Raw genomic sequence first — 13891 nt, forward strand, 5'->3', positions numbered from 1 at the left:
GCTCATGCAGCGGGCTCCTGGGAAGATTGGGGGGAAGAAGGAAGCTCGCGGCCGGCCGAACCGGCCAGAACGATGTCGGCGACGCGCCTGGCGGCGTCCGGCAGCGCCAGCGCACGCGCGGCGGTGGCGAGGCGAAGCAGCTCATCGCGCCCGCAGATGCTCTCAATGGCCGCGACCATGCGCTCGGCGAGGTCGTCGGCAGGCGCCTGCGGCAGCAACACGGCCGCGTCGCGGTCGACCAGGTACCGCGCGTTGCGGGTCTGGTGGTCGTCGACCGCCTGCGGGAACGGCACCAGCACGCTGCCCACGCCGACCGCGCACAGTTCGGCCAGGGTCAGCGCGCCGGCGCGGCACACCACCAGGTCGGCCCATGCGTAGGCGTCGGCCATGTCGGCGATGAACGGCTCGATGCTCGCCGGCACACCGGCATCGGCATAGCGGCGCTCGGCGTCCTCGACCTGCGCCTGGCCACACTGGTGACGCACCTCGACCGGTCCAATGCTCTCGCGGAGCGATGACAGCGCCTGCGGTACAGCGGTATTCAAGGCGCGCGCGCCCTGGCTGCCGCCCAGCACCAGCAGGCGCAAGGGCCCCTGGCGGCCGGCGAAGCGCTGCGCCGGCGCGGCGACCTGCACGATCTCCTCGCGCACCGGGTTGCCGACCACTTCCTCGTTGGCAAAGGTGTCCGGGAATCCCGTCAAAACCCGCTGGGCGAGGCGAGCCAGCACGCGGTTGGTCATGCCTGCCGCGCGGTTCTGCTCGTGCACGAACAAGGGGATCCGGGCCAGGCGCGCAGCCAGGCCACCGGGCCCGGCCGCATAGCCACCGAAGCTGATCACCGCGCGTGGGCGCCGCAAGCGCAGCACCGCCGCGGCGTGCCGCACGGCGGACAACAGCTTGACCGGAGCGGCCAGCAACGTGGTGACACCCTTGCCGCGCACGCCGCGCACCGCGATGGTGTCGATCGGGATGTTCTGGGCGGGCACGAGGCGCGTTTCCATGCCGCCTTCCGCGCCCAGCCAGGTGACCGGCACGCCGCGCGCCGTCAGTTGCCGGGCCACGGCGAGGCCGGGGAAAATATGCCCACCGGTGCCGCCGGCGAGGATCATCACCGGACGCGGGTCAACGGCGGCGTTCATGCCATTCCCCCAAGCGTCGGCTCGATGCGCTGCTGCAGCCGGCTCGTGCCGCGGCCTGCATCGGCGCGCTTGCGGGCAAATACCGGTGCCGCAGCCGGAGGATTGGGCGCGCTTGCGGATGTGGGTCCGGCGACGCGATGCGGTCTGCCGCCTGCGCTGACGGCCGCTTCCGCCTGCAGGTCCTCGCGCCCCGCGTCGCCGCGCAGTCGCGCCATCTGGCGCTTGGCCCGCTCCAGCTCGTAGGACACCCGCAGCAGCAGTCCCATCGCCGCGCAGGTCATCAGGACACTGGAGCCGCCGGAGGAAATCAGCGGCAGGGTCAGCCCTTTGGTCGGCAACAGGCCGAGGTTTACGCCGATCGAGACGAAGCTCTGCAGGCCGATCCACAGCGCGATGCCGAAGGCCAGATATGCCGAAAAATGGCGTCGCATTTCCACGCACTGCAGGCCGATCCAGAACGCGCGCCCCACCAGCAGCGCGTACAGCGCAATGATCGCGCATACGCCGACAAAGCCCAGTTCCTCGGCGATCACCGCCAGGATGAAGTCGGTATGCGCTTCGGGCAGATAGGACAGCTTTTGGATCGAGCTGCCCAGGCCGACGCCCAGCCACTCGCCGCGTCCGGCCGCCATCAGCGCGTTGGTCAGCTGGTAGCCGGAATTGAACGGGTCCGCCCAGGGATCCATGAACGAGGTCAGCCGGCGCATCCGGTACGGCTCAAGCACGGCGATGAACGCCAGCGCGGGCAGGCCGATCAGCACCGGCAGGAACATCCGCGGCATGTTGACCCCGCCCAGCACCAGCAGTCCGGCGGTGATCGCCAGCAGCAGGGAGGACGAACCGAAGTCCGGCTGCAGCAACAGCAGCCCGACCAGCGCGGCGACGACCACCAGCGGCTTGAGCATGGCGATCCAGGTCGCATTGACCTCGTCGCGGAAGCGCACCAGATAACTCGCCAGCCAGATGATGAAGAGGACCTTGACCGCCTCCACCACCTGGAAGTTCGACACGCCCACGTTGATCCAGCGGTGCGCGCCCTTGACGCTGACGCCCAGGCCCGGCACGAACACCATCAACAGCAGCACGAAACAGGCCAGCAGCATCAGCTGGTTGTAGCGCTCCACCGTGCGCAACTCGATTCGCGTCGCCCACACCGCCAGCACCAGACCACCGGCAAGGAACACCAGGTGCCGGGTCAGGTAGTGGAAGGGATCGGGGTGCTGCGAGATCGAGCTGGAACCGACCATCACCAGTCCCAGCGACGACAGCGCCAGCACCACGGCCAGCAGCCACGGGTCAAGGCGGCCCTGGATGTCGTCGATGCGAGTGGCCTGGCGCGCAGAATCGTTCATCAGCGCACCTTCAACGTGGCTAGGCCGACCAGGACCAGCACGACCGAGATGATCCAGAAGCGCACGATCACGCGCGGCTCCGGCCAGCCCTTGAGCTCGAAGTGGTGGTGGATCGGCGCCATGCGGAACACGCGCTTGCCGGTCAGCTTGAACGAGGCAACCTGGATCATCACCGAGAGCGTCTCGACGACGAACACGCCGCCCATGATCACCAGCACCAGCTCCTGGCGGACGATCACCGCGATCGCGCCCAGCACGGCGCCCAGCGCCAGCGCGCCGATGTCGCCCATGAACACCATCGCCGGGTAGGTGTTGAACCAGAGGAAACCCAGTCCGGCGCCCGCGATCGCGGCACAGATGATCACCAGTTCGCCCGCCCCCGGCACCGGCGGGATCTGCAGGTATTCGGAAAACACCGCGTTGCCCGAGGCATAGGCGAACACGCCCAGCGCGCAGGCGACCAGCACGGTCGGCATGATCGCCAGGCCGTCCAGCCCGTCGGTCAGGTTGACCGCGTTGGAGAAACCGACGATCCAGAAATAGGCCACGACGATCAGCCCCGCGCCCATCGGGAATGCGAGTGACTTGAACATCGGGATGTAGAACGTGGTCGCCGCCGGTACATCGGCGGTCATATAGAGGACCACACCGGCCGCGAGCCCGAAGATCGACTGCAGCAGGTATTTCCAGCGCGACTTGAGGCCGTTGGGATCGCGGTGGACGATCTTGATCCAGTCGTCGTACCAGCCGATGGCGCCGAAGGCGACCATCACCGCCAGCACCACCCAGACATACTTGTTGCGCAGGTCGCCCCACAGCAGCACCGAGGCGAGCACGGTCAGCAGGATCAGCCCCCCGCCCATGGTCGGTGTACCGGCCTTGGAGAAGTGGCTTTCCGGGCCGTCGCTGCGGATCGGCTGGCCGCCCTTGTACTGGGCCAGTTTGCGGATCGCCGCCGGCCCCCACCACAGCGACAGGGCGAGCGCGGTCAAGGCACTCAGGATGCCCCGGAATGTCAGGTAGTTGAACAGACCGAACAGGCTGTCCAGTTGCTCGAGCCAACGCGCCAGTTCAAGCAGCATCGGTATCGTCCTCCGGCCCCGTGGGGCGTTGCATCGACAGCAATGCCGTCACGACCCTGTCCATCGCGCTGCCGCGAGAACCCTTCACCAGCACGTTCACCGGCGTGCCCTGGTCCTGTATCAGCGCGTCCTGCACCAGCGCGTCCTTCGCCAGCGCGGCGGCCAGCGCGTCGGCCAATGCGGCGTGGTCGGCATGCACGCTGGCGCCGTCCCCGAATTCCGCAGCCGCGGCGGCGCTCAGGCTGCCCAGCGCAAACAGCCGCTGCAGGCCCGCGGCCCGTGCCTGGCGTCCGGCCTGGGCGTGCATTGCCTCGGCATCGGCACCCAGCTCGCGCATGTCGCCCATGACCAGCCAGCCCGCGCCGGGCATCGCCGCCAGCGTGTCGATCGCGGCTGCCAGCGAGCCGGGATTGGCGTTGTAGCTGTCGTCGATCAAGGTGGCCCCGTTGCCCAACGACCGGGCGACCATGCGGCCGTCGACCGGCACTGCGGCCTGCAGGCCTTGCGCAATCGCCTCCAGCGACACGCCTAGGCCGACGGCCAGCGACGCGGCAGCCAGTGCATTGCGCACGTTGTGACGCCCGCGCAGCGCGAGCGTCACCGGAACGGTTCCGTCCGGCGTGACCAGGATGAAACGCGAGCCGTCCACGCCCGCAACGACGTCGCGCGCGGTCACATCGGCGCTGGCATCCAGGCCGAACCGGACCAGCCGGCGGCCGTGTGCGCGCTCGGCAAAATACGGCGCGAAGGCGTCATCGGCGTTGATCACCGCCACGCCCTGCGGCGGCAGCGCGTCGTAGATCGCCGCCTTGGTATCGGCCACGCCGAGCAGGCTGCCCATCCGCTCCAGGTGGGCCGGCGCGATGTTGTTGACCAGGACCACGTCAGGCCGAGCGATTGCCGCCAGATACGCAATGTCGCCCGGCTTGCCCGCGCCCATCTCGTAGACCGAGAAACGCGCGTCTTCGGGCGCGGCCAATACCGACAGCGGCAGGCCGATCTCGTTGTTGAAGTTGCCCGGGTTGGCGTAGGCGGGAGCGACGCGCTCCAGGATCGCCAGCAGCATCGACTTGACGCTGGTCTTGCCGTTGCTGCCGGTGATCGCGACCACGTGGCCGCTGCGCTGGCGCTGCACGGCAGCGGCGAAGTCGCCCAGCGCGCGCTCGGTATCGGCGACCAGCACCTGCGGCACGGACACCTCGAGCAGGCGCGACACCAGCACCGCCGCGACCCCGCCCTGCGCCGCCGCTGCGACGTGCTCGTGGCCGTCGAAGTTCTCGCCCTTCAGCGCGACGAACAGCGCGTTTCCACCGCCCGGCAATTTGCGGGTGTCGGTGGCTATCGCGTCCACCACGACGTCGTCGCCGTGCAGGCGGCCGCCGACCATGCGGGCAATTTCGGATAGTTGCAGCGGCTTCATGCCCGGCGCTCCAGTGCCGCGCGGGCGACCTGCGTGTCATCGAATGGGTGTTTTACGCCGGCGATGTCCTGGTCGGGCTCGTGGCCCTTGCCGGCGATCAGCACGATGTCGTCCGCGCCGGCCCGGCCGACCGCATGGGCAATCGCAGCGGCCCGGTCGCGCAGCACGACCGCGTCCGCAGGCTCGGTAAACCCGGCGAGGATGTCGGCCACGATCGCGTCGCCGTCCTCGTGGCGCGGGTTGTCATCGGTCACCACGACTGCGTCGGCGCCGGCCTCGGCGATCGCCGCCATCTGCGGGCGCTTGCCGCGGTCGCGCTCGCCGCCGCAACCGAACACGCACCACAGACGGCCGGTGGCGTGGTCGCGCAGCGATGCGAGCGCCTGCTCCAGCGCATCGGGCGTGTGGGCGAAGTCCACCACCACCAGCGGCTTGCCATGCGCGCCGCCCAGCCGGTTCATGCGGCCGTGGATCGGGCGCAACTGGCTGAGCGTCGCGGCGATGTCCTGCGGCGCAACCCCCAGCCCGAGGAGCGCGCCGGCGACCGCCAGCAGGTTGTCGACGTTGAAGCGACCCAGCAGCGCCGAGCGCACCGGGAAGCGCTGCGCGCCCTGCTGCGCGTGGAACACGAGCTCGAACGTGGCGCCGGCGTTGTCCAGCTGCACGTCCTCGGCCCGGACCGCTGCCGACGCATTGCCGCGCGAACTCACGCCGATCGCGTTGACGCTGGCGGGAAGCGCCGCGTGCATCGCCCCTCCGTGCGCATCGTCCAGATTGACCACCGCCGACTGCAGTCCCGGCCAGGCCAGCAGGCGCGCCTTGGCCGCCGCGTAGGTGTCCATGTCGCCGTGGTAGTCGAGGTGGTCGCGGCTGAGGTTGGTGAACACGCCCACGTCGAAATGGACGCCATCGACACGGCCCTGGTCCAGGGCGTGCGAGCTGACTTCCATCGCGACCGCTTCGGCGCCGCCGTCGCGCAGGCCGGCCAGCAACTCGTGCACGTTGAGCACCAGCGGCGTGGTGAACCCGGTGGGCACCAGCGCACCGTCGAAGCCGACGCCCAGGGTCCCAATGCTGGCGCCGCGCACGCCCAGCAACTGCCAGGCCTGGGCCAGCAACTGGACCGTGGAGGTTTTGCCGTTGGTGCCGGTAACACCGACCATCCGCATTGCGGCGCTGGGCCGGTCGTGGAAGCGGTCGGCCATCTCGCCCATGCGCGAGCGCAGGCCAGGCACGGGGAGCGCATCCGCCGGCGCCGGCGTGTCGGCGCTGGCGGGTGGTTCGTACAGGATGACCGCCGCGTTCGCAGCGCGCGCCTGCTCAACGAATTTCAGGCCGTGGGTGCCGAATCCGCCGATCGCCACGAAGGCGTCGCCGGCGCGGATCTCGCGGCTGTCCTGGACCAGCCCGGAAATCTCCAGCCCGGCCGGAATCCCGGCCACGTCCGGCAGCAGTTCAGCCAGTGGCATCCGGCGCAGATTCGCCTGCGGAACGCGCAGCTTCGGCATGCCGCTCATGGCGCGACTCCGATGCTGACCGGCGCCGGCAGGTCGGCGGGCTCGTAAACCGGCGGCTCGGGCTCCTGCGCCGCCTGCGGCAGCACCGGCACACCCGCCAGCGGCTTGCCACCATTGGCGCGAATCCGCTTGTCACGCGCGTCCGCCTGGGCCGCCAGCCAGGTCTCGATATCGTCGGGCTGCACGTCCATCAGGCGCAGCGTGCCTTCCATCACGCTCTTGAAGACCGGCGCGGCGACCGCACCGCCGCCGTAGCCGTGGCCCTTGCTGGCGTCGGGGTCGTCGATCACCACGACCATCGCGAACCGCGGGTTCTCCACCGGTACCACCCCGGCGAACAGGGCGATGTACTGGCGCGAGTAACCACCGGTGCCACTGAACTTGCGCGAGGTCCCGGTCTTGCCGGCGACGTGGTAACCCAGGATCGCCGCAAGGGTGGCGGTGCCACCCGTCTCGGTGACCGTCTGCATCGCCGTCAGCACTTGACGCGCGACTTCCGGGCTCATCGCCTGGGTGGATTCGTTGCGCTGGCCCTTGACGAAGGTCGGCGCGATCACCCGGCCGCCGTTGGCAATCGCCGCGTAGGCGACGGCGATCTGCAGCGGGGTGGCCGACAGGCCATAGCCGTACGACATGGTGGCCTTGGTCGTGCCGCTCCACTGGCCCGGCGCGGCGAGCAGCCCGGAGGCTTCACCCGGGAACCCGCTGCCGGGCTTGTTGCCGTAGCCGAAGCCGTGGATGAACTCGTAGAAACCGGCATCCGGCAGCGCCAGCGCCAGCTTGGCCGCGCCGACGTTGGAGCTCTTGGTCAGCACGCCGGTGACGGTCAGCGCGCCGTAGTTGCGGAAGTCGCTGATGGTGTAGCGGCCGTTGCGCATGGTGCCGGGGTTGGTGTTGACCACGGTGTCCAGGCTGACCGTGCCGGCGGTCAGCGCGGCGCCGACGGTGATCGGCTTCATGGTCGAACCCGGTTCCACCACGTCGGTGACGGCGCGGTTGCGGCGGGTGTCGCCACCGCCGCCATCGAGCTGGTTGGGGTTGTAGCTGGGCAGGTTGGCCATCGCCAGCACCTCGCCGGTGTCCACGTCCAGCACCACCGCCGAGCCGGCCGAGGCCTTGGCCTCGTGCAGCGCGTGGCGCAGCTCGCGGAACGCCAGGTACTGCACGCGGCGGTCGATGGTCAGGGTCAGGTCGTGGCCGGGCTCGGCGGGGCGGATCAAATCGACGTTCTCGATGATCCGGCCCTGGCCGTCGCGGATCACCCGCTTCGCCCCCGGCACGCCGCTGAGCCAGCTGTCGAAGGCCAGTTCCAGGCCTTCCTGGCCGCGGTCGTCGATGTTGGTGAAGCCCAGCACGTGGGCAATCGCCTCGCCCTGCGGGTAGAACCGGCGGAACTCGCGCTGGTTGAACACGCCCGGCACGCCCAGATCGAGGACCTGCTTGGCGCGCTCGGGGTTCATCCGCCGCGCCAGGTACATGAATTCCTTGTCGGCGCGCTGGCTGAGCTTGCGGGCCAACTCATCGGCCGGCACGCCCAGCGCCTGCGCCAGCTCGGGGATGCGGTCCGGATGCTGCAGCAGTTGCGGCGGATTGGCCCACAGCGAATCCACCGGGGTGGAGACCGCCAGCGGCTCGCCGTTGCGGTCGGTGATCATGCCGCGCGAGGTCGGGATCGGCAGTTCGCGCAGTGAGCGCGCATCGCCCTGGCGCACGTAGAAGTCGTTGTTGAGCACCTGCACGTGCAGCGCACGCGCAACCAGCGCCACCGAGCAGAGCGCCAGCGCGCCGCCGACCAGGGCCATGCGATGGCGGATGTTGTAATTGCTGCGACCGCGCAGGCGGGTCCTGGCGCCCAGGCCAAAACGCTCGCGCAGACGGCTCCACGCAGTGCCGCCGGCATCGCCGTCGCGCACGCGCTTGCTGGAGCGCAGGCTCATGGCCGGATCACCACGGTTTCCTCGCTTTCGGGAAACTTCATGCCGAGGCGATCGCGCGCGACCTGGTCGATGCGGTTGCTCTCCGACCAGGTGGCCTGCTCCAGCTGCAGCCGCCCAAAATCGATGTCCAGCTCATCGCGCGCCTTGTCCAGCTGGTTGAGCTCGACAAACAGCACGCGGTGGCGATGGCGCGCATGCACGACACCCAGCGCGGTGACCAGGTTGGCCACCACCAGCACCGTCAGCAGCAGGCGCAGGATCATGCGGCCTCCGGCACGGCGAGCTTCTCGGCGACCCGCAGCACCGCCGAGCGCGAGCGCGGGTTCACCGACGTCTCGGCGTAATCGGCCTTCTGCGCGCCGCCGATGGCGGCCAGCCGCGGGGCGAAGGCGATCTCCACCGGCAGCCTGCGGTTGGACGGCGGCGCCTTGGCGTGGCGGTTGATGAACTGCTTGACGATGCGGTCTTCCAGCGAATGGAAGCTGATCACCACCAGCCGGCCGCCGACCTTCAGGCAGTCCAGCGCCGCATCCAGACCCGCTTCCAGATCGGCCAGCTCGCGGTTGATGAAAATGCGGATCGCCTGGAAGCTGCGGGTGGCCGGATGGATCCGGCTCTTGTCGGAGCCGGGTTTGCCGCGCGGCATCACCGCGGCGATCAGCTCGGCCAGTTGCGCGGTGCTTACCAGCGGCTCCTCGGCGCGGCGGGCGACGATGGCGCGGGCGATGCGCCGGGACTGGCGCTCCTCACCGTAGGTCCACAGCACATCGGCGATCTCCTGGTCATCGGCGCTGGCCAGCCAATGCGCGGCGCTCTGCCCGCTGTCGGGGTCCATTCGCATGTCCAGCGGACCGTCCTTGCTGAAACTGAAACCGCGCTCGGCGACATCCAGCTGCGGCGAGGACACGCCCAGATCAAGGAACACGCCATCCAGACCGGCGTTGGCCGCATCCCAGCTGCCCATCGCCGCGAAGCTGCCGCGAAAGATCGACACCCGCGGGTCGCCGCCAAAGTCGCGCTCGGCCACCGCGATCGCGTCGGGATCCTTGTCCATCAGCAGCAGGCGGCCGTCGGGCCCGAGCAGGTCGAGCACGCCGCGCGCATGCCCGCCGCGACCGAAGGTGCCGTCCAGATACGTGCCCTTCCCGTTGACCTGCAAACCGTCCAGGGACTGCCGGTACATCACGGGGAGGTGGCCGGAGGGCGCTGCCCGCTCCACGCCACCGGCCGTCATAGCTGCAGGTCGAGAAGGTCCTCGCTCAGATCATCGTCGGACACCGTCTGACGGATCTGTGCGTGGTGAGCCTGCTCGCTCCAGAGTTCGAATTTCTCGCCCATGCCCAGCAGCACGGCCTTGCGCTCGATCCCCACCGCAGCGCGGTGGCTGGCGGGAATCGTCAGGCGGCCGTTGCCGTCCAGCTCGACGAACGCCGCGGCGCCCACCAGCTTGAGCTGCATGGCCCGGTTGACGCGCTTGGCCTTGGGCAGCTTGTTGACCTGGTCGCGCACGCGCTCCCAGGCCTCGACCGGGTAGAGGTACAGGGAGCCAACCTCGAACGGGTTGTAAGTGATCACCAGGCGGTTGCCACAGTCACGCGCGACGTCGTCGCGGAAGGCGGTGGGCACCGCCATCCGGCCCTTCTCGTCGATCGTGATGGCGGTTTCGCCCTGGAACATTGCGCACCCTGGTTTTGGCCCGCCTCGGAGGACGGTTTACCGGTCGGGCAACCGGGGCTCCCCGGCTGCAGCCAAGGAAAACCACAAAAAACCCGGCTTTCCCACTGATCACCACCTTAGGGAGCGCCCCTGGCGATGTCAACGACTTTCAGGGGCAAATTCACCAACGGGATCAATGGCTTGCAGAACACTTGAGAGTTCAATTCAAGTCTTGGCCACTAAGCGTTGTTTCGTCTCATATTTTGAGACGCAGCGCTCTGGACAAGCGAACGGAGTTCAAACTCCTCCTTCACAAAGCCTTAATGCTGCAATGCAGGACCCGCGCTAAATGAACAGCGCCACGGCCGTGCGCACGACCTGGCCGGCACGTTTCCCGTCAAGGGGCACCAGGAAAGAAGAAAGTGGCGGAGCCGGCCGATAAGCCGGGTTCTGTCGTGGACAGTCATTCCTCTAGGCGCATCGTCACCGATACGCTCAAGCAACCTACCCGGACCCGACGCGGGCCGCGCCATGAGTCCCTATTTGGTCTTGCTCCCGGTGGGGTTTGCCATGCCGGTCTGTTGCCAGACTCGCGGTGCGCTCTTACCGCACCGTTTCACCCTTGCCACGCATCGCGCATTCCTGCGAACACCCGACCGTTCGGCGGTCTGCTCTCTGTTGCACTTTCCGTCGGCTTGCGCCGCCCAGGCGTTACCTGGCACCGTGCCCTGTGGAGCCCGGACTTTCCTCGGCACCGCGACGGATTGCTCCGCTGCGATGACGCGACTGTCTGGCCGACTCCGCCTCGGGCAGTTTACCGCTTGCGTGGGTGCTTCGGTGCGTTGTTGGGTTCCGAATGACGCCTGGGTTCAGCGAGGATTCGCGGGGACAGCGCCTGCCGGGAATCCCGCTCAGTCGCTCCACGATATTCGCTTGGTGAGCGGGACACCCGGCAGGCGCCCTGCGACATTTCGGTGGCCGAAAGACGGGCCAAAGCCAGCAGATTGCGGGCGACGCTGCGATCGGCAGCGGGCGTCTGTCAGCTATCGCCGCCGTACAGGGCTTTGCGGGGAGCGCCACTGAGTTCGGCAGCGAGTTTGGCAGCGGCTGAGGGCGGCAGGTGGGCGGAAAGCTTGCCGTACAGACGGCGACCTTCAATCAGCTGCGACTCGGCCTCATCGACGACCCCTTCGACCACCAGAACAAACTCGCCCTTGCGCTGGTTGGAGTCGGCCTGCACACGGGCGAGCAGTTCAGCCAGGCCGCCATCAAGGACGGTCTCAAAGAGCTTGGTCAGCTCGCGCGCCAGCATGGCGCGGCGATCAGGGCCGAATGCCGCGGCCATGTCGGCAAGCGACTCTTCGATGCGGTGGGCGGACTCGTAGAACACCAGGGTGCGCGGCTCGGCGGCGAGACGGGCCAGGCGTTCGCGGCGCGCACCGGACTTCGCTGGCAGGAAGCCTTCGAAGGCGAAACGGTCCGAGGCGATGCCGGCCACGCTGAGGGCGGCGATTGCGGCGCAGGCACCGGGGACGGGCGAGACGCGGATGCCGGCAGCTCGGGCGACACGCACCAGGCGGAAGCCGGGATCGCTTACCAGCGGCGTTCCGGCGTCGGAGACGAGTGCCAAGGAGTCGCCTGACTGCAGGCGGGCGACAAGCTGGCCCGCCTGGGCCTCCTCGTTGTGCTGGTGCAGGGCCAGCAGCGGCCGCTCCATGGCGAAGTGGGACAGCAACTGGCGGGTGTGGCGGGTGTCCTCGGCGCAGATGGCGTCGACACTGCCCAGCACCTCCAGCGCGCGCGCGGAGATGTCGCCCAGGTTGCCGATGGGCGTAGCGACGATGTACAGGGTGCCGGGCTTGTCCATCGCACCGATGGTAGGGATGCGCGACGCGGATGTCGCCCTTGGGGAGGTCGCGCCTGATCCCGTCACGCCCGATCCCGCGGAGGGCGGAAATCCCACACACGCTGCAGACATTCCCCGGCCGCGGCGACAGGTAGAATCGGCCCAACTCCACAGTAAACGCCGCCTCGCGGCGAGCGCTTGCCGATGAATGCTCCTACTCGACGTCTGCTGCACGCCTGGTTCCTCGCTCTTGCCACCGCGGCCTTGCTGGTCGGCGGTTGCACCACGATGGAACCGGTCCGCGGTCCATCCGTGTCGCGCGTGGATCCGGTTGTCAGCCAGGCCGCTGCATTGCTCGCTGGCGGCGCCGACGCGCAGCAGGTGGCCGCCCTTCTCGGTCAACTGGACGATGCCACGTTGGCCGCGCAGGCGGCGGCGCTGCCGGAAGGCGATCCGCTCTACAACCACATGGCGCGGGCGCTGTTGGCCCGCGGCCTGGCGCTGCCGAGGCCGATGGACCGCGCCGCCTGGGGCTTTGACGCCGACGGACGCCCGCCGGCGGACCGCGACGGCTACCGGCCGCCGGTCAAGCTGGGCGTGCTGCTGCCGCTGAGCGGCGACATGGCGGCACCCGCCGCCGCGGTGCGCGACGGTTTCCTCACCGCCTACTACGCCGAGTCACGGCGACGCCCCGACATCGCGTTCTATGACACCCATGGCACTGCCGGGGGGGCACTGGCCGCCTACGACCAGGCTGCCAGCGCCGGCAACGATTTCATCGTCGGTCCGCTCTCTCGCGAAGGCGTGGACGCGCTGTTTCGTCGCGGCTCGCTGCCGGTCGCGATGCTCGCGCTGAACCAGGGCAACGTCGACCCACCGGCGGGCAACGTCAGCTTCTCGCTCTCGCCGGAGGAGGAAGGCGTGGCGGCCGCGGACCTGCTCGTCGAGCGCGGCGCGCGCCGGGTGATGGTGATCAACGCCGGTGACGACAATGCCCGTCGTTCCACCGACGCGCTGCGTGCGCGTCTGGCCGAGTTAGGTGGAACGGTGACCGACGTGGTTGGCGCCGGCATCGCCGACCTGACGCCGTTCGCGCAAAAGGAAGGTGGAGTGGATGCGATCTACCTGGCCATGCGCGGGCCCGCCGCGCGCGAGCTGATGCCGCGCCTGGCGATGGCCGGACTGTCCGGCAAGCCGCTGGTGGCGACCTCGCAACTGCTTTCCGGTACCGGTGACGCCGAAGAGGACCGCGTACTGGACGGCATCGCCTTCCCGGCCGAAAGCTGGACCAGTGGACGCCACGTTCCCGGTCTGCCGTCCGCCGCGAGCGTCAGCCCAAGACTGCAGACCGCGCGCGGCGCGGCGGCACGTCTGTTCGCATTCGGACACGACGCCTGGCTGCTGACCGCCTACCTGGAGCGGCTGGCCCAATCCCCGGATGCGCATGTCGCCGGCGCGACCGGCGGGCTGGCCATCGATGCTTCCGGCAAGGTTCTGCGCACGCCGGCGTGGTCGACCTTCCGTGGCGGGTACGCGTCTCCGCTGGCCAGTGCCGGCAACTGACCGCCGTGGTCTCGGTTCGGCGGTCGAGGCCGCCGCCCGCGATCACCTGATCGATGCGGGACTGCGCCCGGTCGCCGCCAATGCCAACTACCGGCTGGGCGAGCTGGACCTGGTCATGCTCGACGGCGACACCCTGGTGTTCATCGAGGTGCGCTACCGCCGCGACGACCGCTTCGGTGGGGGCGCGGCCTCGGTGGATTTCCGCAAGCAGCGCAAACTGGTGCGGGCCGCGCAGCTGTTCCTGCAGCGCCACCCGCGCTATGCCGACGGGCCCTGCCGCTTCGACGTGGTCGAAGCCGAAGGGAAACCGGCGGCGCCCCGTCTGAACTGGCTGCGCGACGCGTTCCGCGCCGACGATTGCTGATGTCTACGCGGAGCG

General features: G+C 69.1%; 10 protein-coding genes, 1 other RNA gene and 2 pseudogenes. 2 read left to right on the forward strand and 11 right to left on the reverse strand.

Annotated features, from left to right (window positions below; translation table 11 throughout):
* Positions 1 to 14: 14 nt before the first annotated feature.
* The 11 genes and pseudogenes from murG to rsmI form a co-directional block, all read right to left on the reverse strand.
* Positions 15 to 1139 (reverse strand): annotated as a pseudogene (gene murG, locus INQ40_RS10195) (undecaprenyldiphospho-muramoylpentapeptide beta-N-acetylglucosaminyltransferase); the annotation flags it as partial.
* The gene (gene ftsW / locus INQ40_RS10200) at positions 1136 to 2491 is read right to left on the reverse strand and encodes a putative lipid II flippase FtsW (protein ID WP_194340342.1); all 1356 of its coding nucleotides are present in this window, start codon (positions 2489 to 2491) and stop codon (positions 1136 to 1138) included. The pseudogene murG and the gene ftsW, both read right to left, overlap by 4 nt.
* The gene (gene mraY, locus INQ40_RS10205) at positions 2491 to 3573 is read right to left on the reverse strand and encodes a phospho-N-acetylmuramoyl-pentapeptide-transferase (protein ID WP_194340343.1); all 1083 of its coding nucleotides are present in this window, start codon (positions 3571 to 3573) and stop codon (positions 2491 to 2493) included. Before mraY ends, ftsW begins: the two co-directional genes overlap by 1 nt.
* Positions 3563 to 4993 carry a UDP-N-acetylmuramoyl-tripeptide--D-alanyl-D-alanine ligase gene (gene murF / locus INQ40_RS10210; RefSeq protein ID WP_194340344.1) on the reverse strand — a complete coding sequence of 477 codons (1431 nt, stop codon included), beginning with the start codon at positions 4991 to 4993 and terminating at the stop codon, positions 3563 to 3565. Before murF ends, mraY begins: the two co-directional genes overlap by 11 nt.
* The gene (locus INQ40_RS10215; RefSeq protein WP_194342519.1) at positions 4990 to 6462 is read right to left on the reverse strand and encodes a UDP-N-acetylmuramoyl-L-alanyl-D-glutamate--2,6-diaminopimelate ligase; all 1473 of its coding nucleotides are present in this window, start codon (positions 6460 to 6462) and stop codon (positions 4990 to 4992) included. The genes murF and INQ40_RS10215 overlap by 4 nt, the downstream gene beginning before the upstream one ends.
* A gap of 44 nt (positions 6463 to 6506) precedes the next feature.
* On the reverse strand, positions 6507 to 8312 hold the full coding sequence (locus INQ40_RS10220) for a penicillin-binding transpeptidase domain-containing protein (protein WP_228482203.1): 1806 nt from the start codon (positions 8310 to 8312) through the stop codon (positions 6507 to 6509).
* 131 nt (positions 8313 to 8443) lie between these two features.
* A complete protein-coding gene (gene ftsL, locus INQ40_RS10225) occupies positions 8444 to 8707 on the reverse strand; it encodes a cell division protein FtsL (protein ID WP_193987335.1) in 264 nt (87 codons plus the stop codon).
* Positions 8708 to 8727: 20 nt separating this feature from the next.
* Positions 8728 to 9681, reverse strand: a pseudogene (gene rsmH / locus INQ40_RS10230) (16S rRNA (cytosine(1402)-N(4))-methyltransferase RsmH); the annotation flags it as partial.
* Entirely contained in the window at positions 9678 to 10124 is a 447-nt protein-coding gene (mraZ, locus tag INQ40_RS10235) for a division/cell wall cluster transcriptional repressor MraZ (RefSeq protein WP_193984280.1), read from the reverse strand. The gene mraZ and the pseudogene rsmH, both read right to left, overlap by 4 nt.
* A 402-nt stretch (positions 10125 to 10526) precedes the next feature.
* Positions 10527 to 10905, reverse strand: an RNA gene (gene rnpB, locus INQ40_RS10240) — RNase P RNA component class A.
* A 237-nt stretch (positions 10906 to 11142) separates the two neighbouring features.
* Entirely contained in the window at positions 11143 to 11970 is an 828-nt protein-coding gene (gene rsmI, locus INQ40_RS10245) for a 16S rRNA (cytidine(1402)-2'-O)-methyltransferase (RefSeq protein WP_194340347.1), read from the reverse strand.
* Positions 11971 to 12153: 183 nt separating this feature from the next.
* Here rsmI and INQ40_RS10250 point away from each other — a divergent pair, with 183 nt between their 5' ends.
* Positions 12154 to 13512, forward strand: a complete 1359-nt coding sequence (locus INQ40_RS10250) for a penicillin-binding protein activator (protein ID WP_194034132.1) — start codon at positions 12154 to 12156, stop codon at positions 13510 to 13512.
* On the forward strand, positions 13499 to 13876 hold the full coding sequence (locus INQ40_RS10255; RefSeq protein ID WP_194340348.1) for a YraN family protein: 378 nt from the start codon (positions 13499 to 13501) through the stop codon (positions 13874 to 13876). The genes INQ40_RS10250 and INQ40_RS10255 overlap by 14 nt, the downstream gene beginning before the upstream one ends.
* Positions 13877 to 13891: the final 15 nt, after the last annotated feature.

The organism is Lysobacter sp. H21R4, from assembly GCF_015277535.1.
GTDB classification, from domain to species: Bacteria; Pseudomonadota; Gammaproteobacteria; order Xanthomonadales; family Xanthomonadaceae; genus Novilysobacter; species Novilysobacter ciconiae.